The 22,250-nt window shown below is 41.1% G+C and carries 11 protein-coding genes and 16 pseudogenes; 14 read left to right on the top strand and 13 right to left on the bottom strand.

Translation table 11 applies throughout. The annotated features are described in order from the left end of the window. Nucleotides 1–19: 19 nt before the first annotated feature. From LY387_RS25700 to LY387_RS27210, 7 genes and pseudogenes are all read left to right on the top strand, one after another. Nucleotides 20–1,002 (top strand): annotated as a pseudogene (locus LY387_RS25700) (IS5 family transposase). After that, nucleotides 993–1,076 (top strand): annotated as a pseudogene (locus tag LY387_RS27225) (IS66 family insertion sequence element accessory protein TnpB); the annotation flags it as partial. The pseudogenes LY387_RS25700 and LY387_RS27225, both read left to right, overlap by 10 nt. Next, the gene (locus LY387_RS27315; protein WP_419153496.1) at nucleotides 1,074–1,199 is read left to right on the top strand and encodes a hypothetical protein; all 126 of its coding nucleotides are present in this window, start codon (nucleotides 1,074–1,076) and stop codon (nucleotides 1,197–1,199) included. The pseudogene LY387_RS27225 and the gene LY387_RS27315, both read left to right, overlap by 3 nt. 1,002 nt (nucleotides 1,200–2,201) lie before the next feature. Continuing rightward, entirely contained in the window at nucleotides 2,202–3,674 is a 1,473-nt protein-coding gene (gene ltrA, locus LY387_RS25710; protein WP_234498112.1) for a group II intron reverse transcriptase/maturase, read from the top strand. 247 nt (nucleotides 3,675–3,921) lie between these two features. Next, nucleotides 3,922–4,504: pseudogene (locus LY387_RS25715) on the top strand (tyrosine-type recombinase/integrase). Nucleotides 4,505–4,694: 190 nt separating this feature from the next. Then, nucleotides 4,695–5,100 (top strand): annotated as a pseudogene (locus LY387_RS25720) (DUF6088 family protein). A 1-nt stretch (nucleotide 5,101) separates the two neighbouring features. Next, a pseudogene (locus LY387_RS27210) lies at nucleotides 5,102–6,051 on the top strand (nucleotidyl transferase AbiEii/AbiGii toxin family protein). Between the two features lie 16 nt (nucleotides 6,052–6,067). Here the strand turns inward: LY387_RS27210 and tnpA are convergent. The 4 genes and pseudogenes from tnpA to LY387_RS25750 all read right to left on the bottom strand — a co-directional run bounded on the left by tnpA (nucleotide 6,068) and on the right by LY387_RS25750 (nucleotide 10,823). After that, nucleotides 6,068–6,340, bottom strand: coding sequence for an IS66 family insertion sequence element accessory protein TnpA (gene tnpA / locus LY387_RS25735; RefSeq protein WP_234498115.1), 273 nt, complete (start codon nucleotides 6,338–6,340; stop codon nucleotides 6,068–6,070). A 1,025-nt stretch (nucleotides 6,341–7,365) separates the two neighbouring features. Continuing rightward, a pseudogene (locus tag LY387_RS25740) lies at nucleotides 7,366–8,260 on the bottom strand (IS5 family transposase). Nucleotides 8,261–9,237: 977 nt separating this feature from the next. Next, nucleotides 9,238–9,918: pseudogene (locus LY387_RS25745) on the bottom strand (IS6 family transposase). A 761-nt stretch (nucleotides 9,919–10,679) separates the two neighbouring features. Then, nucleotides 10,680–10,823: a hypothetical protein gene (locus LY387_RS25750; RefSeq protein ID WP_234498117.1), complete on the bottom strand. Its 144-nt coding sequence runs from the start codon at nucleotides 10,821–10,823 to the stop codon at nucleotides 10,680–10,682. Nucleotides 10,824–10,864: 41 nt separating this feature from the next. Here LY387_RS25750 and LY387_RS27235 point away from each other — a divergent pair, with 41 nt between their 5' ends. Beyond that, nucleotides 10,865–11,056: a recombinase family protein gene (locus LY387_RS27235; protein WP_419153497.1), complete on the top strand. Its 192-nt coding sequence runs from the start codon at nucleotides 10,865–10,867 to the stop codon at nucleotides 11,054–11,056. A 485-nt stretch (nucleotides 11,057–11,541) separates the two neighbouring features. Here LY387_RS27235 and LY387_RS25760 read toward each other — a convergent pair whose 3' ends face one another. The 4 genes and pseudogenes from LY387_RS25760 to LY387_RS25775 all read right to left on the bottom strand — a co-directional run. Continuing rightward, the gene (locus LY387_RS25760) at nucleotides 11,542–12,150 is read right to left on the bottom strand and encodes a DDE-type integrase/transposase/recombinase (RefSeq protein ID WP_234498120.1); all 609 of its coding nucleotides are present in this window, start codon (nucleotides 12,148–12,150) and stop codon (nucleotides 11,542–11,544) included. A 212-nt stretch (nucleotides 12,151–12,362) separates the two neighbouring features. Beyond that, the gene (locus LY387_RS25765) at nucleotides 12,363–12,695 is read right to left on the bottom strand and encodes a hypothetical protein (RefSeq protein ID WP_234498122.1); all 333 of its coding nucleotides are present in this window, start codon (nucleotides 12,693–12,695) and stop codon (nucleotides 12,363–12,365) included. Nucleotides 12,696–13,116: 421 nt separating this feature from the next. Continuing rightward, on the bottom strand, nucleotides 13,117–14,223 hold the full coding sequence (locus tag LY387_RS25770) for a hypothetical protein (protein WP_234498123.1): 1,107 nt from the start codon (nucleotides 14,221–14,223) through the stop codon (nucleotides 13,117–13,119). Between the two features lie 252 nt (nucleotides 14,224–14,475). After that, a pseudogene (locus LY387_RS25775) lies at nucleotides 14,476–15,177 on the bottom strand (IS5 family transposase); the annotation flags it as partial. A gap of 124 nt (nucleotides 15,178–15,301) precedes the next feature. Between LY387_RS25775 and LY387_RS25780 the strand changes: the two are divergent. Continuing rightward, a pseudogene (locus tag LY387_RS25780) lies at nucleotides 15,302–15,850 on the top strand (aminoglycoside 6-adenylyltransferase). Nucleotides 15,851–16,518: 668 nt separating this feature from the next. Continuing rightward, nucleotides 16,519–16,923 (top strand): H-NS family nucleoid-associated regulatory protein, encoded by a 405-nt coding sequence (locus LY387_RS25785; protein ID WP_234498124.1) that lies wholly within the window; start codon nucleotides 16,519–16,521, stop codon nucleotides 16,921–16,923. A 368-nt stretch (nucleotides 16,924–17,291) separates the two neighbouring features. On the opposite strand, the pseudogene LY387_RS25790 reads toward LY387_RS25785, so the two are convergent. Next, a pseudogene (locus tag LY387_RS25790) lies at nucleotides 17,292–17,394 on the bottom strand (DDE-type integrase/transposase/recombinase); the annotation flags it as partial. Nucleotides 17,395–17,481: 87 nt separating this feature from the next. After that, a pseudogene (locus tag LY387_RS25795) lies at nucleotides 17,482–18,050 on the bottom strand (transposase); the annotation flags it as partial. A 1-nt stretch (nucleotide 18,051) separates the two neighbouring features. On the opposite strand from LY387_RS25795, the pseudogene LY387_RS25800 reads away from it, so the two are divergent. Beyond that, a pseudogene (locus LY387_RS25800) lies at nucleotides 18,052–18,272 on the top strand (IS5/IS1182 family transposase); the annotation flags it as partial. Between the two features lie 70 nt (nucleotides 18,273–18,342). On the opposite strand, the gene LY387_RS25805 reads toward LY387_RS25800, so the two are convergent. Continuing rightward, nucleotides 18,343–19,041 carry a helix-turn-helix transcriptional regulator gene (locus LY387_RS25805; RefSeq protein ID WP_234498125.1) on the bottom strand — a complete coding sequence of 233 codons (699 nt, stop codon included), beginning with the start codon at nucleotides 19,039–19,041 and terminating at the stop codon, nucleotides 18,343–18,345. 88 nt (nucleotides 19,042–19,129) lie between these two features. Here LY387_RS25805 and LY387_RS25810 point away from each other — a divergent pair. Next, nucleotides 19,130–19,557 (top strand): annotated as a pseudogene (locus LY387_RS25810) (DDE-type integrase/transposase/recombinase). A 548-nt stretch (nucleotides 19,558–20,105) separates the two neighbouring features. Here LY387_RS25810 and LY387_RS25815 read toward each other — a convergent pair. Then, nucleotides 20,106–20,835: pseudogene (locus LY387_RS25815) on the bottom strand (IS3 family transposase); the annotation flags it as partial. Between the two features lie 19 nt (nucleotides 20,836–20,854). On the opposite strand from LY387_RS25815, the pseudogene LY387_RS25820 reads away from it, so the two are divergent. Further along, nucleotides 20,855–20,980: pseudogene (locus LY387_RS25820) on the top strand (IS6 family transposase); the annotation flags it as partial. Nucleotides 20,981–21,157: 177 nt separating this feature from the next. Here LY387_RS25820 and LY387_RS25825 read toward each other — a convergent pair. Further along, nucleotides 21,158–21,955, bottom strand: a complete 798-nt coding sequence (locus LY387_RS25825) for an IS110 family transposase (RefSeq protein ID WP_234498126.1) — start codon at nucleotides 21,953–21,955, stop codon at nucleotides 21,158–21,160. An 80-nt stretch (nucleotides 21,956–22,035) separates the two neighbouring features. On the opposite strand from LY387_RS25825, the pseudogene LY387_RS25830 reads away from it, so the two are divergent. Next, nucleotides 22,036–22,194: pseudogene (locus LY387_RS25830) on the top strand (IS6 family transposase); the annotation flags it as partial. Between the last annotated feature and the right edge of the window lie 56 nt (nucleotides 22,195–22,250).

Consider the following 22,250-nt stretch of genomic DNA (forward strand, 5'->3'; position numbering starts at 1 on the left):
ATTTACTGACTTTGATTTCATGCTGAAGCCTCGCTATAAAACTACCAGTTGGCGCAAGCACAACAACTCCCTAGTCAATCGAGGTTCACTCACGTTTTGGATTGTTGAAGAAGCAATATTGGAGTGGACACAATCTAAACAGCATAGACGTGGTGGACCGCGATTGTTTAGTGACTTAGCTATCACGACCGCTCTCATGGTGAAGCGCATCTTTTTCCTGCCCTTAAGGACGCTACAGGGCTTCATAGACTCAGTATTTAAATTAGCGAATGTTCCATTGGTTTGTCCACACTATACCTGTATAAGCCGTCGAGCCAAGGATGTAGAAGTTAATTTCAAAGCCTCAACACGAGGCGCCATCCAACACCTAGCCATTGATGCAACTGGGCTCAAGATATAGGGAGAATGGAAAGTGAAAAAGCATGGAACTGATGGCAAGCGTCGAGTCTGGCGTAAACTCCATCTTGCGGTTATACAGACACACATGAAATTATCGCCGCAGAGCTGATACTATCAGGTGTGACCGATGCGGAAGTACTCCCCAACCTACCCAAGCAAACACGCCGAACCATCAAGGAAATCTCGGGAGATGGTGCATACGATACAAAAGAGTGTCACAGAGCGATTAGAGTTAAGAAAGCGACACCTTTAATTCCCCTGCGTGAAGGTAGCTTTCTGGGAAAAGGGCATCCACGTAATTTGGCAGTTGGCTGCCAAAAGCTCTATGGCTCGAACAAAAAGTGGAAACAAAAATATGGCTACCGCAAGCGGTTATTGTCGGAGACCACTACGTATCGCGTCAAACAATTACTAGGAGCTTCACTCACGCTTCGAAATTACAACGCACAAGCTGGTGAGACCTATGCCATGATCAAAGCACCCGACAAGTTAACTGGGATAGGTATGCCTGAAACTCAGTATGTTGTTCAAAATGTGAACTATTTAGCTAGCGTTCGCTCTTTTGCTGAATTCGGCAACAAAACCAGTATTAGGCTCAGATAGCAACAGCTAACATGACAATTCTCGTCAATAATATTGAGCTGAGTATTCCACAAAGTGCGCCAGAGACTTATCTGTACCGTGAAAGCGTCGATTTTAGAAAGCCCATCAACGGCCTTGCTGGGGTTATCGAAAGTGATACTGGTTTGCCTTTAGGTGCCCTGTTCTTCCTGTTCGCCAACAAACAGCGTGACAGCTAGTCTTCATGGTTAAGAGTTGTGGACGATGATTAAGTGAGGCTAAATTAATCTTGAAGAGCAACTTCCTCTGAACAATTCTATTCCCTCGCGAACTAAGTAGGGGCCCTATTCTGATGGAAAATTAGCATCTCCTCTGACTTCCAGCTAGGGTTTATCTCAGATTGACGCCTCGATGCGGCATAGTTAGGTATTCAGTAAAATCAATCGGCTATGCTTTAACGTACAATACTTTCCTACCAACACATGTGGTTTCTGAAATAAATTTGGAAAAGTATAAGGGAAGAGGCGTGTGAGCTTTTTCCAGAAAAATCGATTTTTGGAGCTATTTTTCCTAAAAACGATATACCCATTATACCACTTTCCAGAAAATTCACTACAGCCAAGAACTCGATTTTTACCTGTTCCTAAATCATTTATGCCCGTGCGACCTGAAGTCGTATGAAGCGTTGTTCATCGCTTTACGAATGAACCATCTGTATCACCAGATGAACCTACGAGCCTGAATAAAGCAGCGGCTCGGACAATGTAACGAAGAGTGATTTTCAAATTGCTCGGGATCGAAATCGTGAGAGGAAGATCCTCCTGATAACCACATGAATCGGGTAAGTGCTAGGTAGTCAATATGATGAACGTATGTGAATTCATTAAAGGTGCGTTATATGATGAAACAGCGGAAGTGGTTAATACGCTGTGGCCAAAACGGCAACGAGAGTCGGAAAGGAGTTGGGCATTGGCCTTTCGTGATCATAATACTCTCCGCACTAGAGTGGGCATCTAAGTTGACATATTACGTAACATACGGAACAGGGTAAGCCTGTATCGCTCCCTATGGGAAAGCCTTTGTAGCCGATAGCGATGCAGGTAGAGGAGGTTGGAAAAAGCGAAAGCTGCATTGTAATGATGCAGATACAGGCTAATGCCTGATCACGAAAGTGAGCCCACTTCCGACTGGTCTCCCATTGCGAGAGAATTTGAAAGAACTTTATTCAAGGAGAAAAGCAAATGATGGTCTCGAAAGAGATTAGTGCATCTTCTGACGGTGCTCAGTGGCAGTCTATTGACTGGAAATCCGCGGAAGCACACGTATTAAAGCTTCAAATGCGTATCGCAAAAGCAATGAGAGAAAAGAAATACGGCAAGGTTAAATCCTTACAGTGGCTCTTAACTCATTCTAGATCAGCGAAACTTCTTGCTGTTAGGCGAGTCTCTCAAAACAAAGGCAGTAAAACGTCTGGAATAGATGGTGTTATCTGGAACACAGATACTCGCCGTATGAAAGCGGTGAATCAACTGAGTCGCAAGACTTACAAAGCAAAACCACTCAAACGTATCTACATCCCCAAAAAGAATGGCAAACTCAGACCCTTAGGTATTCCGTGCATGATAGATAGAGCGCAACAAGCGCTCCACCTGCTTGCATTAGAGCCTTTTTCTGAAACATTAGCCGACCTTAACAGTTATGGATTCAGACCAAATCGCGGCACTGCTGATGCTATCCAGCAGTGCTTCAAGTGTTTGGCCTTGAAGAAATCAGCAAAATGGGTTCTTGAGGGCGATATCAAAGCTTGCTTCGATAAAATCGGGCATCAATGGCTTATGGACAATATCATCGTAGATAAGCGAATGTTAGAGCAATGGCTAAAGTCTGGTTTTGTGGATAAAGGCCTGTTCTACGACACCGATGAGGGTACACCACAAGGAGGGATTATCTCCCCAACCTTGATGCTAATGACCCTCTCAGGTCTAGAGCAACGTATAAAATCCACAGTTCTCAGAAAAGGAGCTAGAGCCAATTTCATTGGTTACGCTGATGATTTCGTAGTCACTTGTTCTTCAAAGGAAGTGCTAGTGAGCGATATCAAACCGTTGATTGCTGACTTTTTGTCTGAAAGAGGGTTAACACTCTCCGAAGAGAAAACGAAGATTACTCATATTGATGATGGTTTTGACTTTCTGGGCTTCAACCATAGGAAGTACAAAGGGAAACTGCTCATTAAACCGAGCAAATCCAACACACTGTTATTTTTGAGAAATCTACGCGAACTCATCAAAAAGCACGCAACTATCCCTGTTAATGATCTTATCAAACTGATAAATCCGAAGCTTAGAGGATGGGCGAATTACTACCGCCACTGTGTTGCTAAACAAGTATTCGGATATGTAGGCCACAAACTATTCCAAACTCTATGGCATTGGGCAAAAAGGCGTCACCCAACAAAATCTAAAATTTGGGTCGCCCTTAAATACTTCATCAACCGTCATGGCCAGTGGCAGTTTCACGGTTGGCAGAAGATCATGGATATGGACTGTCAGTTCAATCTGTTCCAAATTGCGAAAGTGCCAATAGAGCGACATGTGAAAATCCGAAGTGCCGCGACTCCTTATGACCCCGATCACCAAGAATACTTGGCTAAACGGAAGTCAAAAAGGCATGCACGTAACTCTTGGGTTGAGCCTGTTCCAACTGCTTTATGAGTTGCTGGGTATCAAACGATGCTTCAGTGGAGGCTTGAGCCCAGTGCAGTGAAAGTTGCACGCTGGGTTCTTAGGGAGACGGCACTTGGTAACAAGTGTCGTCCACTCGACCAAAATCCGTTAGAGCAAAGATTCCAATTCACTCTAGTCTGCAATATTTTTGTCAGCCCCCCTAACTGCATAGCCATTCAATTTACCGCATCTAAACTTAATAAGGCTACTTCTAAAGTTAGACTGGAGGTCAATTATGTGGACGAAGAAAGGTCATCTAACTGGGCAGAAAAAGCCTTTCGAGCTTGAAGACATCTGGCGAATTCGCACGAGACTAGAAATCGAAGGCAATATCATGGAACTAGCCCTGCTCAATCTTGCCATCGATTGCAAGTTGCGTTCTTGTGACTTGCTAAGAATGAAAGTGAGGGATATTTCTTCCGGTGGTGTGATTTAAGACCGGGTGCTTTACAGCCAAAGTAAAACGGGCAGAGAGGTACAGTTTGAGATCACTTCACGCACCGCACAGTCATTGACTCAATGGTTAATTCACAGTCAACTATCACCTCAAGACTATCTGTTTCCTAGCCCTCGAAAACAAGGTAGGGCAATGAGTTATAGCTGCTGTGCAACTATTATTCGCCGTTGGGCAACGGAATTTGGCTACGATCCCTATCTGTATGGCACGCATTCCATGCGTCGCACTGATCTATGCTCGAACCAAAAACATTCGCGCTGTTCAGTTATTGCTTGGCCACGTGAAGTTGGATAATACCATTCGATATCTAGGCGTAGAAATAGAGGATGCGTTAAGTATCTCAGAAGGGATAGATTCATAGCAAGGTGATGATACATTTTGATAGGAATGTTATGGTTATCGTAATAAAAATACATATTTAAATTCAGATAGTTATTGGTTTTATCTTGTTGTGTGAATGCCGTATTTTCGCTGTCATTAATGCCGTGTTTATTCCTAACGGATCAACGTTGCGTTATAATGCCAATACATAAGAAAGTTAGGAGCTTCAAATGACAGCAGTAGACCGCATTTATCAAAAGATAAATGCGTTCAAGACGTTATGTATTTGAACGCAAAGACTTTGATGGATTTGCAAGCTATGACCAAATAGGTCGGGCACTGAGGCAACTTGTGCAGCAAGGTGAGTTAATGAAGCTTGGCTATGGTTTGTATACCAAAGTAAGAATTAACAGCCTCACTGGCAAGCCCATGCCCACTAATCCGGGAGGGACCGATGCCCTTATGCGAGAAATTCTTAAAATGAAAGGCGTCGATTTTGAAATGGATAGTCTATCGCTACAAAGTCTCTCAGGTACGAGTACCCAAATCTCATCCTCCGTTCCATACTCATGAAACCCCAAACAGTTTAATCGCAAATTGACTGTCGGTAACCGAGTATTAAACTCGCCGAGTTAATATGGAAAAATTAAAACAACAATTTCTTGAGGTTTCCGATGCGCTTGAGCTCGGAAATCCAGCCATTATTGAAAAAGATTACTGGGTCGTCGCTTTACTTGCAGAGTTAGTGAAAGTGTCTCCAGTGCATCATCAAATGGTCTTTTCCGGCGGGACTGCTCTAGCAAAGTCCAACGTTAAGATCCTTCGAATGTCAGAAGACGTCGACATTAAATTGATCCCAAAACCCGCGTTTGAAGAACTAAGCCGCGCCAAAAAGAAAGCGGCTCGCAAGGTATGCATTAATGAGATTGAGCAGGCGATTACCCAATCAGAGCGATTCACCGTCGAAGCACGGCTTGTGTGATGAGTATCGCTATATTGAATTGGAACTTCGATATCCACAGCAGTTTAGTCAAGCACCATGTCTTCGCCCCATAATTAAGCTGGAGTTGATGGATACAATACCACTGCTTGAAGTAGAGCCTCGCAGCATTCAATCACTGGTCGCAGAGCTGTATAAGCAGCCACACGAAGTGAAGGCTTTCGATTGCGTCTCTATCCACGCGACCTTAGTTGAAAAAGTGATATCAATGTTGCGCCGTACAATGTCAGTCAAGCGCAGTGCTGAGCGTAAGGATGATGCCACGCTTGTTCGCCATTTATGATGTTTACTGTATTTTAAAGACCGAAGGCCAGAAAGAAAGCCTCGATCTGAAAGTATTTACACCGTTATTTAAAACGGTGTTGGAAGAAGATATTGAGCGCTTTGGCAATCAGCATGCAGAGTTTGTCTCCAATCCTAAACAAGAGCTACAACTCGGGCTGAAAGAGCTTGAAGAAAACCCAGTCTTTCGACAACGCTTTCAAGACTTTGCCACCCCAATGGTGTTTAACACCGAGCCACGTGATTTTGATACCTGCTTTGCTTCTTTCAAAAACGTAGCGGAATGGTTAATCACAACAATTTAGTTAAAGCACTAGTTTGCTAGTTACCCTGAGGAATGCTCAGCTCAACATTATTGACGAGCAGTGTCATGTTAGCCGTTGCTATTTGAGCTTGATACTTGGTTGTCTTTTTGACGACTTCAGCTTTAACGAAGCCTTGAGAAACCTCAATTTTGTTGAGTTGTTGGCGCTTGGCATAAAACGTCGAAGGGTTGAGTTCCTTGAGCTTGCAAAAGGCTAGCGTTGACAACGAACTCGATTCAGATTGCTCGATAAGCGTTTGCCATTCTTGGTCAGTACGTCGTTTTCCCATTTCAAACCTCCTCATAGTTGGAGACTTGATCTTATTATTCGTGATGAGTGATTAGAATGCGGGGTTTATGACGCGCTTACTATTTGAATACCATGTTGATGATTTTATTCGAGCTATTATGCGAATTGTTGGGTATATTTTGCTTGTCTATAGTTAACATTTGAAAGTGTTGGCAGCGAGGACAACCATAAAGATTTGCCAAAAACCCCCTAGGTGTAATGTAAAAACTTCCGTGAAGCTTACATATTATTTCAATTTTCGTTCTTGTGTTAATATAATTGACTTTTGAGTAATCAAATTGCGATCCGTACTTCTTCTTCGCTTTCTTAATGAAATGTTTCTTTCGCATTTCTCTTGGTAAGTATCTAGTATATTGCATTTATCTATAACCTTTTAGTACATTTTCGGTGGTATGTAATAATCTTGTATGGGAAGTATTATCATATATGCAATTTAATAACCATAAAAACTATAGTTATATGTGTTATATATGTAGTTAAATTTAGGTTGTTTAAATTATTTCTAATATAATTGAAATATAACTTTTTTGCTTCCCTTTATTTTGATAGGTTTAGTTCTCAAGTCATCTTATCTTTAATATAAGCTTAACGTAAATGAATCAATTAAAAGAGTGTTGATGTTTATTGTATTAATTAGGCTGATAAGTGGTTTGAAATTGGTACATTGTAAAATTGAAGAAAAATTTTTAACTTCTTGACTGTTGTATATACAGGACGAATATATGGGTTTGGAAAAATTAATCGTAAGAAAGCTTAGTAAAAAAAGATTTTATAGCAAAGCTCAAGAAAACAGTAGTAAGGCGAACTTCGCGTTGGGAAGGAAAAAGAAGGAAGAAAAATAATTGTGATATTTTTATGTATGCTTGTAAATTTATCAGTAAGGATAGGTTTCCGCGTTACTTAAATAGAAAATGAGCCTACTTAAAATTGAGTAAAACTCGATCTCAAGTAGGCTTTGTTTCTTAAATCATGTTCAAAGCGTTAGGTATCCCAAATGGTCGTATTTTAACCAAAGTACTGAGTTTCAGTCATACTTAGCCTAGTAAGCTTGTTCAGCGCTTTGATTATGGCATCAGTTTCTCCAACTTAAGCATTGTAGTTTCTCAGGCTCAATGAGCCACAAAAAAGTTGCTTCGCCCTATGCATAGCGGCCTCAGAAAGTGAGCGTTTGTGATAGCCGTATTTCAGCTTCCATTTCTTGTGTGAGTTGTACAGTTTTTGACAGTCAACAGGTAGATTCCGAGGATGTCCTTTTTACCAAAAAGTTGCCCTATCACATGGAGGTATCAAAGGAGAGCTCTTCTTGTGACTGATACTCTCTGGTGTCATAAGTACCGTCACTGGATATTGCTTTGATGGTAAGTCGTGTTTGTTTCAGACGATTTGGCAGCACCTCAGCACTTGTCACACCAGATAAGCTCAGCTCTGCAGCAACAATTTCATGAGTAGAGGTATTGACGGCTAGGTGAAGCTTGCGCCACATTCTTCGCTTGCCGCCGGTACTATGTTTCTTGACTTTCCATTCACCCTCACTATAAACCTTGAGGCCTGTTGTATCAATTAGCCTTGAGTCGAGGGTTTGAATGAGATTTTAACATTCTTTGCTCGGCGGCTGATATAGGCATAGTGTGGGCATTTCAATGGAACATCGATCAACCTAAACAACGAGTAAATAAAGCCTTGTAATGTCCTCAAAGGCATCGAGAATATACGCTTAACCATAAGAGCAGTGTTGATAGGCGAGAGCGCTAAATAGCCGAGGCCTCGCGCGCGTTCCATGCTTTGCCTGTTTCCAGTCTCTTATCGCTTCTTCGTCTATCTAAAGTGTGGGTGAGCCTCGATTAATCAATGAACTTTTATACTGGTTCCAGTTTTTAGTTTTGAAGTAAGGTTTGGGCATGAGGGCATAATAATGAGTGAATTTCACTGGCCTGATCGTAAGATTCTGATTTAGTTCATTCGATCTTCAAAACAGGGCAGATAAAATGTGTAACCTATATTAACTTAATTTTTAATACGCGTTGAAAGTTAAATGGATCTATTACTATAGGAGTAGCATCGACAAGTTTGGATATGTTATTGATTATTGCATCAGTTTAAGTCTCGATGAGACTATCTTGGAAGTCTTTTTGAGAAAATAATGATTGATGGCTGTAAAAGTTACCATACAGCTATCTATGCAATGAATGTTCAACTCTGAGTAAAAGGCTTCTTTATACTGTCATTGATAGAGGTTCTCGACATTATTTGTTTAGCTGGGAGTTATTAGATGGGTCAATTGTGAGTTCTATCGCTACACAATTAATGTTTATAGTAAAAACTCAGATGTCTATTTATTATTCGTTTATTTTACGCCCGCTTTCTATGAAAAAACTTGAATTTTCTATAGTCGTATTTTATAACACTATCTGTAAGTACGTGGGCTGTCTTATGATGTTTTGTGTTATGAAACAATCATTAAGGTAATGGTTTACCCTCATTTAAATAAAATACAGCAAATGCAGCTTTTAGAGGCTTTAAGTTGTGTGAGATTATTTAGGTAAAAATAAGGTGCATTCATGGGGATGTAGGCTATGTTTGTGGTGTTCATATTGTTTATATTTCCGAACCGGATGAATGGCTGATAATTTTAGAAACAGGAAACAAGGATTGATATCGAGTTTATGTTTAAAAGAAAAAAGATTAACTGCCCGGAGTGTAATGAACGAATAAATATACGAGCCAAAAATTGTTATAGGTGTGGGTTTCAGCTGCGAGAACCAAAGGTAGGTGCTTTGGGCTTGTTTCAAAAATATCGTAAGGTAAGTCTTGACAGGAAGGGGGATAGTTGAAAACAATTTCAATATTGAAAAAACGACTCATAAAGGCAGATCGCTCCTATACCAGAGTTCTCGGGTCATTTGTTCCCAACCCAAAATCTAGCTGGCCTTTATTCAACATACGTAATGATTAGAACCCTTGAATCGTTGACCAAGCTCGTTTCTGACTCTTGAATTCGTCGGTGGCTACGATCAATTTTTAATGGGCGTACGATCGGTTTCAATACCATTATTGAGACACTTCATTTGCCGCTGCTGAATGTATTGACGAAGCTTACCCTGCTTCTTAAGGTGTGAGATAGCACGAGCATAGGAGGAGTGCTTATTGGTATTCAACGTTTGAGGTTGTAATTCTAGTGGATAGTAACGCAGGCAACGCTTAAGAAACTGATGAGCATAGTGACGGCTACGTTTTTTAGATAAGTAGAAAGCCAAAGTTTGACCTTGCTGGTTAACAGCCTGGTACAGATAGAACCATTTGCCTTTCACTTTGATGTAGGTTTCAGTTTCATCAAACTGTCACGAGGTGTCAAAGCTAATCATTTGATAGCATCGCAATTTCTTTCGCAATGACGGAGTGTATTCAATGAATCAACGACCAAATGGTTGAACGATTGACAGAAGTGACCCGTTCGGCCAGCATGTCTGGCATAGCTCATGGGTGTTGAGCCATACCAGGTAGGCACCAAAGGATAACTTCAGGCGCAAAGTGTTTCCAATTGAATTCAGAATTAGTCACCGCATCGTTAGGTCAAAGGGAAGTGATTGAAATTTTGAATCCGTTTGAAGTTTTTGCAACAACGCCGAGAAGAGCGTAAACATCAATAACCTTACTTTTATTCAAGCCCACTTCAGCAGGCAAAGGTTCGTTGTATAAGCTGGATCACCCATTTAAGAAGTTAGCATACGTGTCCAAGTATTGACGTCCATTTTTGTATTAAAAATAGATAGGAAAATATTATGCCTAAAAAGATCTTCGGTGAATTAGTTGAAAAGGAACTGCAATCTCGATAGGGGATCGTGTACCTTACTGCAAGGTATGCTTATAAGGTGTTTGGTAGAGAGACTAACCCTTATGAGGAGCTGATTAAATACAAAATTGCCGAGGCTAGAGGTGTGCCAGTCGCAAATACAACAAAATTCACCACTCAACTACAGGACGGTGCAATTTTTGATACTATTGAAGGACTGCGAACAACACGAGCGTTTGGACGTTTTTTTCAATTGAGTAAGCCAGGTGGAGAACGTGTATTAATCAATTAGATCAACTCAATAACAAATCGCGAGTTACTAAAAACAATTATTGCAGGCTTTACTAGTGCTAGCCAACTAGGTGTTACGGACCCTCAAGGTTTTATCAGTATAAATAGCAGCTCTCCGCTTATATTCATTGATTTACATTATAGAAGAATACCAAATAGAATTACATTTCAAGACATTTTACAGGCAGCTGAAGCTAAATTATAGCAGTTAGAGTCGCAACCTGTGTAACTATTCTGCTTAAAGCTTAAGCTTGGAGTGAGGAGCGAGATCCAACACCTCAACTGCCGCTTCGCTGTGGTCAAATGATGAAATCTTTCTTAAAAGTAGGCCCGTTTGAGTGCATCTTGTGTGGCTGTCGAATACGCTTAGTCGATTTGTCATTAATTACCTCATTCTAGCTAGGCCCCGTTGCAAAAAGTGACCTGCATAATTTCACCAAACAGCATAATGTACATATTATTAGTTTTTATCCTGAACATTTATCAAGCGCCAAATTAGAAAGGGCTGAATTAGCTCGTTTGATTGAAGTTTCGCATCGGGGTCATATGTTACTCATCGAGAAAGTTGGCCGGCTTTCTCGTTTCCCCCTACGAGCAATGGAAAAATTGAAGTAAAAACTGGTAACAGCAGGTATTCACATCGTCGTTCTCGATCAGCCCATGGCCCATTCTGTTCTTAGTTACTATAGTGGCAGCAATGTGTCTATGATTTCCAAAGTACAGATAGAGTTTATGATTGATCTCGCCGCGGCTATGGCTAGAGACGATTACGAGACACATTGCAAACGACAGACGCAAGGAATATTGGTAAATCTTCCAAAGAGAGGCGAGCAGTCCGCTAGGTGCCTGTTTGCCCAATTCGGCGTTTTTCAAGGCAGTTGTTACTAGTTGCTTGTTAATTAAGCCCCCCCTTTTTCTGGATTTAGGTGAACGTCACCAACTGGTTCGCAGTTCCTGATTTCTCCTGACCAACGTTCAGGGTTTTGCTCTCGACGTACCTTTAGAACTGCGGCTCTTTTTTGTAAGATCTCACTATCCTTACCCACATGTCTTTCTGATGGTGTCACGTAGTTCAGCCCTCGATGTTTATGCTCATTGTTCTACCATTCTACGAACCTGTCTACCCAAGCTCTGCTCTCTTCTAAGCTTGCAAAGCCTTTCGATGGCCAACTCGGGACATATTTTAACGTCCTGAACAACGATTCTACATAGGGGTTATCATCGCTTACTCGTGGGCGACTGTAAGACAGCGTCACACCAAGCTCTTCCATCTTGGCTTTCATCGTTGAAGACTTCATCGCACTGCCGTTATTCGAGTGAAGCACAAGCGCCTGATTAAAACATTGCTCTCGTATGAGCGTTCGCTGCAAGAGCTGAGACGCTTTTTGACCACTCTCTTGCTCATAGACTTCATGGCCAACGATTTTCCGACTGTAGATGTCTTCAATAAGGTACAGATAGTAGTGTTGGCCTCTCACGATTGCTGGCAAGTAAGTGATATCCCACGTCAATACCTGTTTCGGTGCTGTCGCTGTATAACTGCTTGGCTGTGCTACTTTCTTGCAAGTACGTTGACATCCTCGGTGCTCAACCTGGCCTTCCTTTTTCAAAGTGCGATAAAACGTAGACTCAGAGCCTAAGTCAATTCCCTTATTAAGTAGCGTAGGGACGATTTGTGTTGGAGGAAGGGAAGCGTATTCAGGCGCCAATATGGCTAACCTTTCCTTCTCCGTTAACTTGTTAGCTGGCTCTGGGCGATCTGCCAGTGGGCGCTGATCTTCTTGGATTTCTCCGCCTCGATACTACCTTCGATATGTTCCTAGGTCGATTTCCGTTTCCAAGCATGCATTCGGCAGACGACTGCCATTGTCGACCGCTTCATGTATAAGACTTATCAACTCTTGCCTTTCATCGGTTGACGTTAATCGACCTCGTCCTCTTCCCCGTTTTTTCGCAGAACTAATAGCGCACTGGTTTCGGCTAAGGCTTTCTCTTTGTATCGAAGTTCTTTTTTCAGAGCTTTGCTCTCCAGTTTGTCCGCTCGAGACTGCTGTTTCGCTTGGGCTTCCTTTTCCTTCTGTGACCTAAAGCCGTGTAAACACTCTTCACGCCAAGTATGAATTTGCTCTGGGTAGAGTCCCTTTGAGCGGCAATACGTACTAAGTTCATGTTTGGTCATCGTGTAAGTTTCAGCAACGACAGCGAGCTTCGTTTGTGCTAGCCATTGTTCTGGTGATGTCTTCTTACTAGGCACTGCTGTCCCTTTATCTCTCAATGCTTTACGCCCTAACTAGTTAATTTTTAACAGTGACAACAATTCTGCCAGAGGGGGAATTTTGCAATAACCATAACAGTGTTTTACTTATAATCGTCACTCTATAAGCATATTCGTTTGTATCCAGTGCGCTTGTGATAGCATTCTTAATATCAATGATAAGTTAATAATTCTTAAAAAGGTTATAAGCCCAGCTTACTAGCCCAGAGCAATCTGGGCTATTTTCATTTAGGGCATAAAGAACCGAATAAGCGAGGGATAGAGCGACGCTCGTAAAAAAGGGGATCGTTTAGACCGTTTTTCCAAGGCAAGGAAACTTTGATTCTCCTTATCTTGAAGAAAAATATAAGCTTGGTCTAAAATTTGAAAATTTTAAGTGTTCTCTATGAAACATAAAAATTTATGGTAGTAGGGGGCTATAACCTTTAAAGTTTGTTAGATAAGGGTGGTGCGATCTATTTACAGCTGAATCAATTATCCAGTTTATATCGCTAAATCTTAAAACTTCTCTATACCATAATGAAGAATACATATCACTTCTTTTAACTTCTAAACCAAGTATATTATCGCAGCCATCGCACACTTGATGCTCATAACGATAGCTATTCGTAACAATACTCTCCTCATCAACGTGCCCGACTAATCCACCAACACCTTTAATACTAGAAATTAGGGAATTTACATCTGAAATTGCATAACTGTTTGCAATGCGGCTTTTACCTTTTAATTTTCCAACTAACCCTCCAGTATCGGCGGAATGCAAATATGAAAATTGTGGATAGCTTACTGTTACAGTACCTGTAGAGTAACTACCTATAACTTCTGATTTATTCCCTCGATATTCTCCAACTAAACCAACTAATCCTCCGATCTCATGGGTACCGCCTACTACAACTGAATTAGAATAAGAGTTAACTATTTTACTGTTATCAAATAGTGTTCCGACTAATCCCCCAACAGCCTTTTCACCTGAAACATTAACCTTAGAGTAACTATTGCGCAGTTCACTACCATAGTTTAAATATCCGACCATTCCGCCTACTACACGACTATTACTCCCCCATGTTACATTACCTGTAGCATAACTGTTGGATATGATTGTGGCGTTACTTTTGCCAGCTAAAAGGCCAATGTTTCCCGAATGGGGGTTATTTACTACGCCGCTAATTCCTATATTTTTAATCTGTGCTCCAAGTGTTTCAGCAAACAAACCATTTCGAGATGAATTATAATTATGAATTTCAAACCCTGCTCCATCAAGAACTCCTGAGAACATGCCATTTTCCCCACCCCCAATCGGATCGAAATCATAAACTGATATACAATCAATATCATTTGTTAAAATATAATAACCATATAGAGGGAAAAATTCGCTATGACCTATAGATTGTAATTGCTCGCATGTTGTAATAGTAATAATACTATTTGCATGAGATGCTCCCAAACCATTAAGGTAAGGTCCACCAATGAAAAGTAAATATTTTAATAGTAAAGCAGTTTTTTTCATAATAACTAACCCTATAATGTTTCGGCTAAGTTCTATGCTACAATTTTCCAGTATGCAGTCTGTCTAATAGACAGACATGCTCACACATGTGACAGTAGCGAATTTAATATTATTTTTCATTAGCAATAAGAACAAGAATAATGTGTTTATAAATAATAGTTACTCTTGGGCGCGCATGATCTGGGTTTGTTGCAAACAATCAGGTTCTAATATAATGAACCTGATTGTGTCACACTTATAGACTAAGTGGTGATGGGGTCGTGCTACAGACGCACTTAGTTCGCGAGGATGCCCTTGCTCCCAGAAGGCTGCTCCTTCCCTTGGCGGGATGAGCGGAACCGCTCGCTTTATCCGTATGGCATCATGGCAATTTCTTGTGTCATAAGCGCCATCACTTGATATCTCAATGATTTTACGACGTGTCTGCTTAAGTAAGTTGGGAAGCACTTCGGCATCGGTTACGTTAGATTAACTCAACTCTGCTGCGACTATTTCGTGGGGGGCATCTACTGCGATGTGTAGCTTGCCCCAGACTCTACGTTTCTCGTCAGTACCATGCTTCTTGACCTTCCATTCACCTTCGCCATAAACTTTGAGACCAGTGGCATCAGTAGCCAGATGCTGTATCGCACCTCTGGTTTTAGTTTTAAATGAAACCTCAACTTCCTTAGCTCGACGGCTTATACAGGTGTAATGTGGACAAACAAGCGGAATGTTAGCCAGCTTAAATACTGAGTCTAGAAAACCTAGCAGCGCTCTCAATGGCATAGAGAAAACGCGTTTTACCATCATGCGGTAGTAATAGAATCGGCGAGGCCTGCCGCGCTTGCCTTGTTTGTTTTGCTTCCACTCGGCTATCGCTTTCTCATCAACCCAAAAGGTCAGAGAACCACGGCTGATTAGGACTTTGTTGTACTGGTTCCAGTTAGTTGTTTTGTAACGAGGTTTCGGCATAAGGCTGCGGTGATTAACTGATGTAGCCGATCAGATCGTAACTTCCTGATTTGGTTCCATCTATTTACGCAACAAAGCCTGATGGAAATCGTTTGGATGTAACGTTGTATCCGCTTTTATATACATCAAGCTTAAATGTGAAAGCCTTAGTCTTGCCTTATTGGGCAAGGACTCGGTATTTCAATCCTTAGAAGAACCGAGCGATAAAGACCACCTACCAAGTAGACCTTCATGTAAGGAGTTTACTGATTGTTGTAATGAATTTTGGTGAGCAAGTACGTATGTGGCTAAAGGTTTATGGCGTAAAGAAATAATCTACGCAAAACATATGTAGGATCAGGTATTGAAAGGTCCGTTGTTCAAGGTGCTTGATTGGCATATTGGTGAAATGACTGAATACAGGGTTTCTTCAGGTAAACATGGAAAATATTATCAGAAGCTTTTAAGCCGAAAGGACTGGGGAATACTTAAAGATTCGTATAGCGGATCGGGTACTGGGGAAACATGGGATGCACTATTTATTGCAGCCAACCTATTCCTAAAAACAGCTCTTTCTGTAGCTAATACAAGCAACTTTCGGTACATCAGGGCTGAAGACAAAAAAGTAACAGCTCATCTAGAATATGTCAGAAGGCTGCCATCAAATGCACTGGATATGTATCCGAGTTGGTGAATTAGTATTCTTTTATTGTGCATTTTTATGCTATTTAAATGAGGCGTTGGTGGTTTATGTTTTGAACTCATTTGTCCATTTTCCCATCTCAGATACTGTGTCTTGAGATACGAAAAGTTATTTTAAACATGGGTTGTAAAGCATTTACGTTAACTTTCTTCTGTCCCAAAACACTCTCCCATATAGTGAGAAACTGTTCCTGCAAAAATAAATTATTACTTACGTTACAATATTTAGTCTAAGTGTAAGGCACGCCAATTAACAAAACCCATTAATCCATTCGATGGTATCTCTAATCATACTTGTAGCTTCCTAAACAAGCTTCTGTATAAATATTGAACAATTCATTTAATGTTCATGTGGCAAATTGTTTACACAATCTCCTTGATTGATGCCAAATAATGTGCATAATAATTCAAGTTACTTATGCCCTGAGGGTTCCTTCTACTATTGCTGGAATAGGTATTATTTTGTTCATCACGAAATCCGTGAATAATAAATAGAATACTTTGTTACGTCTTTTCAAAATCGATATTTACATTACCTTGCGTAAAATTTTCTTTTTTCTTTTCATTCCTAATGATATAGTCTTCGGAAATCCAGCCTGTACAAAAATACAGGCAACGCAACTGCCTTCATATACCCTATAAGGACTTATTGCATTACTTATGTCTGATATTACCAAAATACTGTTAAACATACGCTCATTACGTGCCTTTTCCCGTGATTTAACATTAAAGCAGTTAGAAGATGCATTGGAAAAAATGACTACCGTTGTTGGAGAGCTCCGTCAAATTGCAGAGCAAGAAGCAAAAGCGATACGCAATGCTCAGTTATCTTCTATCGCAGCACGAATTTCGCGAGAAGGTATTGATGTTGATGAGCTCATCACTGCTCTTTCTAGAAATGAACGAAAAGCTAAACGCACTCCTCGTCCACCAAAGTACAAGTACACTGACTTAAACGGTAATGAGAAAACATGGACAGGCCAGGGACGAACTCCCAGCCCAATACAAGAGTATTTGGACGAAGGGGGCGCTCTAGAAGATTTTTTGATAATCGAGTCAGTATAGTGCTTTTTGTTATATGGGGAGTAGGAATACTCTTTTTAATTCAGGTCGTTACTAGTTTTTAATATAAATTATGCAGTAATAACCTTATGCTACAGACAAACTTATTTTGTCAAGGAGTAGAATTGATTACAAGGGGCTCAAGATCAATTTAGCCTCGCTTAATCATCGTCCACAGCTCTCGACCATGAATACTTGCTGTGACACTTTCTGACTACCTCTAGCCAAACGCCATCTTTTACCCAACGATGACTTTGTTTAACGATACTATTAAAAGAGTCGATGTCGAGTATTCCTATTAATGATAGCAAGAAGAAACTCGTTAATCAGAGCTGTACATTCATTGCATAGAGTGCCTCATAGTAAGCAGGACTGAGGTAATAATTAATGACGTTTCCAAACTTATTGACTTGCCCAATAGTAGTAGAGCCAATCTTTTTTCACTTTGATGTAGGTCTTATCCATTCGCCACGAGCCAGACACTCACTTCTTGTCGAGTCTGGTAGAAGTGGACCCCAATGGTTGGACACATAAGTTAATTTCTTAAGTGGTTGACCTAGCTTATGTAGCATACCTTTGCTTGCCGAAGTAGGCCTCATCAGGAGTGAGGTCATTGAGCTCTTGATGGTTGCGCTCTTCATTATAAAACACCATAATAGCTGCCGATTTCAAGCTCGGCTTTATGCGGTGCTGTGTAAGCTTTTAAGTAAGCCCCCTCATTCAGGCTACGCTATAATCGTTCGATAACAACGTAGTCGACCCAGTGACCTTTTTTCATCCATGCTGATCCGTACACTATGGTTAGTTAATTTTTGTGTGAACTCAATGCTGATAAAATGACTGCCTTGATCTGAGTTGAAGATATCTGGCGGTCCATAGGTCTATAGTGCTTAAGCGCTTCGATACAAAAGCTAGTATCCATAGTGTTAGATCACCGCCAAGACAATAGTTTATGGCTATACCATTAAATAATGTAACCAAGTACAGGAACCCTTTAGCCATGGGGATATAGGTGAGATCAATCGCCCAAGCTTGGTTTAGGCGAGTAACCTCAATACCATGCAATAAGTAGGGATAAACCTTATGTGCTTTGTTGGGCTGTGCCGTTTAGGTTTGGGATAAATCGCTCCGGCGGGTGGTTGTCAGAAATTCTACGGCTCTAACAAGAAGTGGAAAAAGCGGTATGGTTATCACAAGCGTTCACTCTCAGAAACAGCTATGTACAGAATGAAGCAGTTGCTAGGTGGAAACTAAGCCTGAGAAACTACAATGCTCAGGAAACCTACGCCATGATTAAAGTGCTGAACAAGCTTACAGGGCTTGGTATGCCTGAAACTCAGTATGTTGTATAAGAATTACTCAATTTCAGGCGATTTGGTTTCTTGTCCGAATTACGCAACAAAACCCATATTCTTGGTAAACTTATGCCATTAGATGCCTTGTGTAGTGACTGATCAATTCATTCTTGGTTCTCAAGCCTAGCTTGGCTTTCATTCTGTGGATATAGACTTTCGCTGAATCTTCCGATATGCCCACGGTATTGTTTTTGTAAAGACGACCCCTGGAAATGTCGTTCAGCAACTGGATCTCAATGGGAGAAAATTGTTTTGGTTTTTTTGTTACGGGTAGTGCTTGCTTGACCGGGTTGACAACCTGAAAGTGATTGCGGGCTATTTCCATCTGCGCGCTTTGTTCAGCTACGTCTGTAAACGCCATTATGTCTTCAATGTTAGACAGGTAAAGGTTTACTGCCGATGGTACCTTGGTGTTCACGTAGAACAGGTGATAGTCGGTGTGTCCTTCATGCTTCTTAACCACGTTCAGGGGCCTACTGTGATCAAATTCTTCTCTTAGCAAGGATAGCTGTGCATCGTATTTTGCACGGTACTCAAAGGGAAGTTGGTCAAGGTGGGAGGGGAGGTAGAACGCCTTTTTCTTGTAATTTCCCGTATAAAGGTCAGGTGTGTAAATGTCTGATATATAGCGCCTTTCCAGCATGCACTCTACCATTGCTTTCTCGTTGGACCATATTTCTATTCGCTTACCCGTTAGAAAAACCCGGCTGAATGAGTATGCGCATATAGACAGGCGTGACAAGACCTCCTTCTGTTTGCTGTGCATTGTAGTAGCTCCTTATCAATACCAGAAAGTGGCTGGGGCGGGCTAACCCATAGAATTGTTTCTTTTATCATCAACATGGTAGCCCACGATGGAAAGCTCTGAGTTCAAATGGAAACACTTCGCCCTTGAAGTCATCCTTTGGTGTGTTCGTCGGTACGGGTCCACACCAATGAGTTACGTCAACCTCAGACGTTTAATACCGATAAGCATTTCTCCTATGGTTATGCTATCTCACGCCTTAAGGAACAAGGTAAACTTCGTCAAGACGTTCAGCAGCGGCAAGTAAAGCATTTGAATAACAGCATCGAGTCAGATCATGCGCCCATTAAAAAGTGATCGTAGCCACCGGCTAATTCAAGAGTCAGAAACGAGTTTGGTCAACGATTCGAGCCATTACGTATGTTGAATAAAGGTCAGCTAGATCTCTGGTTGAGAGCAAATGAGCCGATAACTTTGGTATGGGAGCGTTCTGCTTTTATGAATCGTTTATTCAATGTAGAGATAGTTTTCAACTAAAAATGGAAAGATAAATAGTCGAAGTTCTTCTTTGAGTATTTTTGCAACAAACCCCAAAACAATATGCAATAGTATGCATTTTTTGAGATAGTAAAAATGAGATTTAGTTAACAAATTTATAACGTTAATGTTATGCGGGGTTTGAAGTCTAGCGGAAACGAAAGTGTACGTTGATAGGGCTAAGCTTTTGACTAATAAATGTTTATAAAATTAAAGCAGTGACAAGAAAAAATAATGCATACAGCGCCACAAAATTTTTGATCAAACATGCTCTCTAATCCACGTCCATGTTTCTTCATCTAACTGTCCTTGATATTCACATTTATTTACATTGATTTTTGATATAAACATTTTGTTATTATTATCCAGATACAAGGTACGCTTGTCGCCTACTTGGGATGCCGACAATGGTGTAGAGACTAACCATGTTGACTCCATTATATGATTGCACATTTACAAGCTTTGTATCACTAAATAAATGTTTTCATACCTTTTATTTGAATTTTTCAAGTCATAACTAACTGAATATAAGCCCATTTTTTTGCTTCCTATATGTATCTTGTCCTAAAATACGTTGATAGTATTTCATTTAGCGTTTTCATGTCTAGGCCGAGATGCAGCCTCATATTGTTGTAGATACGGATGGACTTTTTTACTAGATGTTTAAGCTCATAGAGACCCTTACATCGATTAAGCAAGAACTCTTGCTTTAGTATGCCATACACTCTTTCTGCTAAAGCATTTTGATATCAGTCATATCCATCTGTCATCGAAGATTTTATGTCGCCCCCTTTCAGCTTTTCTTGATAAACACTTGAGCAATATTGAAGGCCATAGTCAGAGTGGTGGATACACGAACAATGATATTGTCGACTCTTTACGGCCATATCGAGTGCCTTTACGACATCTGTCGCTTTCATCCCATTGTTCAGCTCATATCCCATAGTTTTTCGACTGAACGCATCAGTCACCAATGATAGATAGTGAACCCCCTCCTCAGATTGAAGGTAAGTGATATCACTCACTAGCACTTCCTCTGGATTGTGAGGCTCATATTCTTTAAGTAAGTTAGGACGTTTCTTCATCCAGTGCCTGCTGTTCGTGGTCTTTATGAAGCTACGTTTGGGTCGAACTAATAGTTTGCTCGTCACGCAAGTAATCGAAGAGAGCATCTCGACCTAGTTTAATGCTTAGCTTTCGTAACTCCGGTTTCAGCAGATAATAGAGTTTGCGAGTGCCGAGTCGGGGCATGTAACGTCGTATATCTAGTACTACTTCCCTTTAACTTAATGATGCGATGATTAGCCCTGAATTCAAATGGAAACACTTTGCACCTGAGGTTATCTTTTGGTGGCTTCGTTGGTATGGCTCAACACCCATGAGCTATGACAATCTCATTGACATGCTGACCGAATGGGGCATATATGGACGCCCCTGTGATTGCAAGAACTGATTAGGTGCGGTTCGCTGACATATATCCGACGTCTCTATGAGTGTTTACCGCTCGCGCCATGATGTAATCTGCTCTCTGCTTCCTTAACATTTCCGCGGCATCAGTAATGCCTTGCCCCAAAATAGGTTTTCGCAGAGACGTTGACCGTTAGTTCATCAATACTTGCAAACTCGGGTACTGCTGTTTCGGAACTAAACCACACCAAGCAGAGAACTGACGGCCATTAGAAAACTGCTTTCCAGTACCAAGTTCACTGATTAATGCAGAGCTAATTATGGGACCAAATCCTGGAACCTCTCGTAACACCCTAAAGCGGTGATTATTCTTACATAGCTCTAGTAAGTCTCGCTCAACCTGCTGAATGTCCCTACTTAACTGCCTAAGCTCATCATAGTTTTCATGCAGTGAACGTCTCATAATATGAGATAACTGATTGCTCGCATCCTCAATGGCTCGTGGTAGAAGTTCTTGAAATTTTGCTATGTGCTTGGGGAAAATAACACCGTACTTCGCAGCCTTAGCACGAGATTGATTGACTAAAGCAATGCGATTATCGACGAGACGTTGGCGGACATTTCGCAATGCTTTGATATCTTGCTGCTCGACAGTCTTCACTTGGACTGGATGCACACCTGGTCGCTGTGAAGCTTCGCATATTGCTCTGGCATCATTGGCATCGTTCTTCTGGTGCCTAACGAACGGTTTAACAAACTGAGCAGGTATCAACATGGCTTTAAAACCAAGATGCTGTATTTGCCGTGCCCAGTGGTGGGATGATGCGTAGGCCTCCATCGCGATAAGAGTGTTTTCAGGAAACTGACTCAGCTTTTTCATCAAATCAGTTCGAGTGATTTTTCTGTTCCAAGCCACCTTGTTATCTTGAAGTAAAACACAAACCTGAAAGATAGATTTGGCAATATCAATACCAACAACTTTAATGTTCATGATGGATGCTCCTTCGTAATTAAGTCTTAACACCTTAATTCTGGCTCATCGAAGCCGTTAAGGGGGGCGTCCATCACATCATTTCTGTCAATCGTTCAACCATTTGTCGTTGGTTCATTGAATAAGCTCCGTCATTGCGAAAGAAATTGCGATTCTATCAAATGATTGGCTTTGACACCTCGTGGCAGCTTGATAAAACTGAAACCTACGTCAAAGTGAAAGGCAAGTGGTGTTATCTCCCGCCACCGCAGCGGAGGTGATCAATGCGTTTGTGACCTTAACGCCTTTAATTAGT

This window comes from Vibrio maritimus (genome assembly GCF_021441885.1).
Classification (GTDB): Bacteria; Pseudomonadota; Gammaproteobacteria; order Enterobacterales; family Vibrionaceae; genus Vibrio; species Vibrio maritimus_B.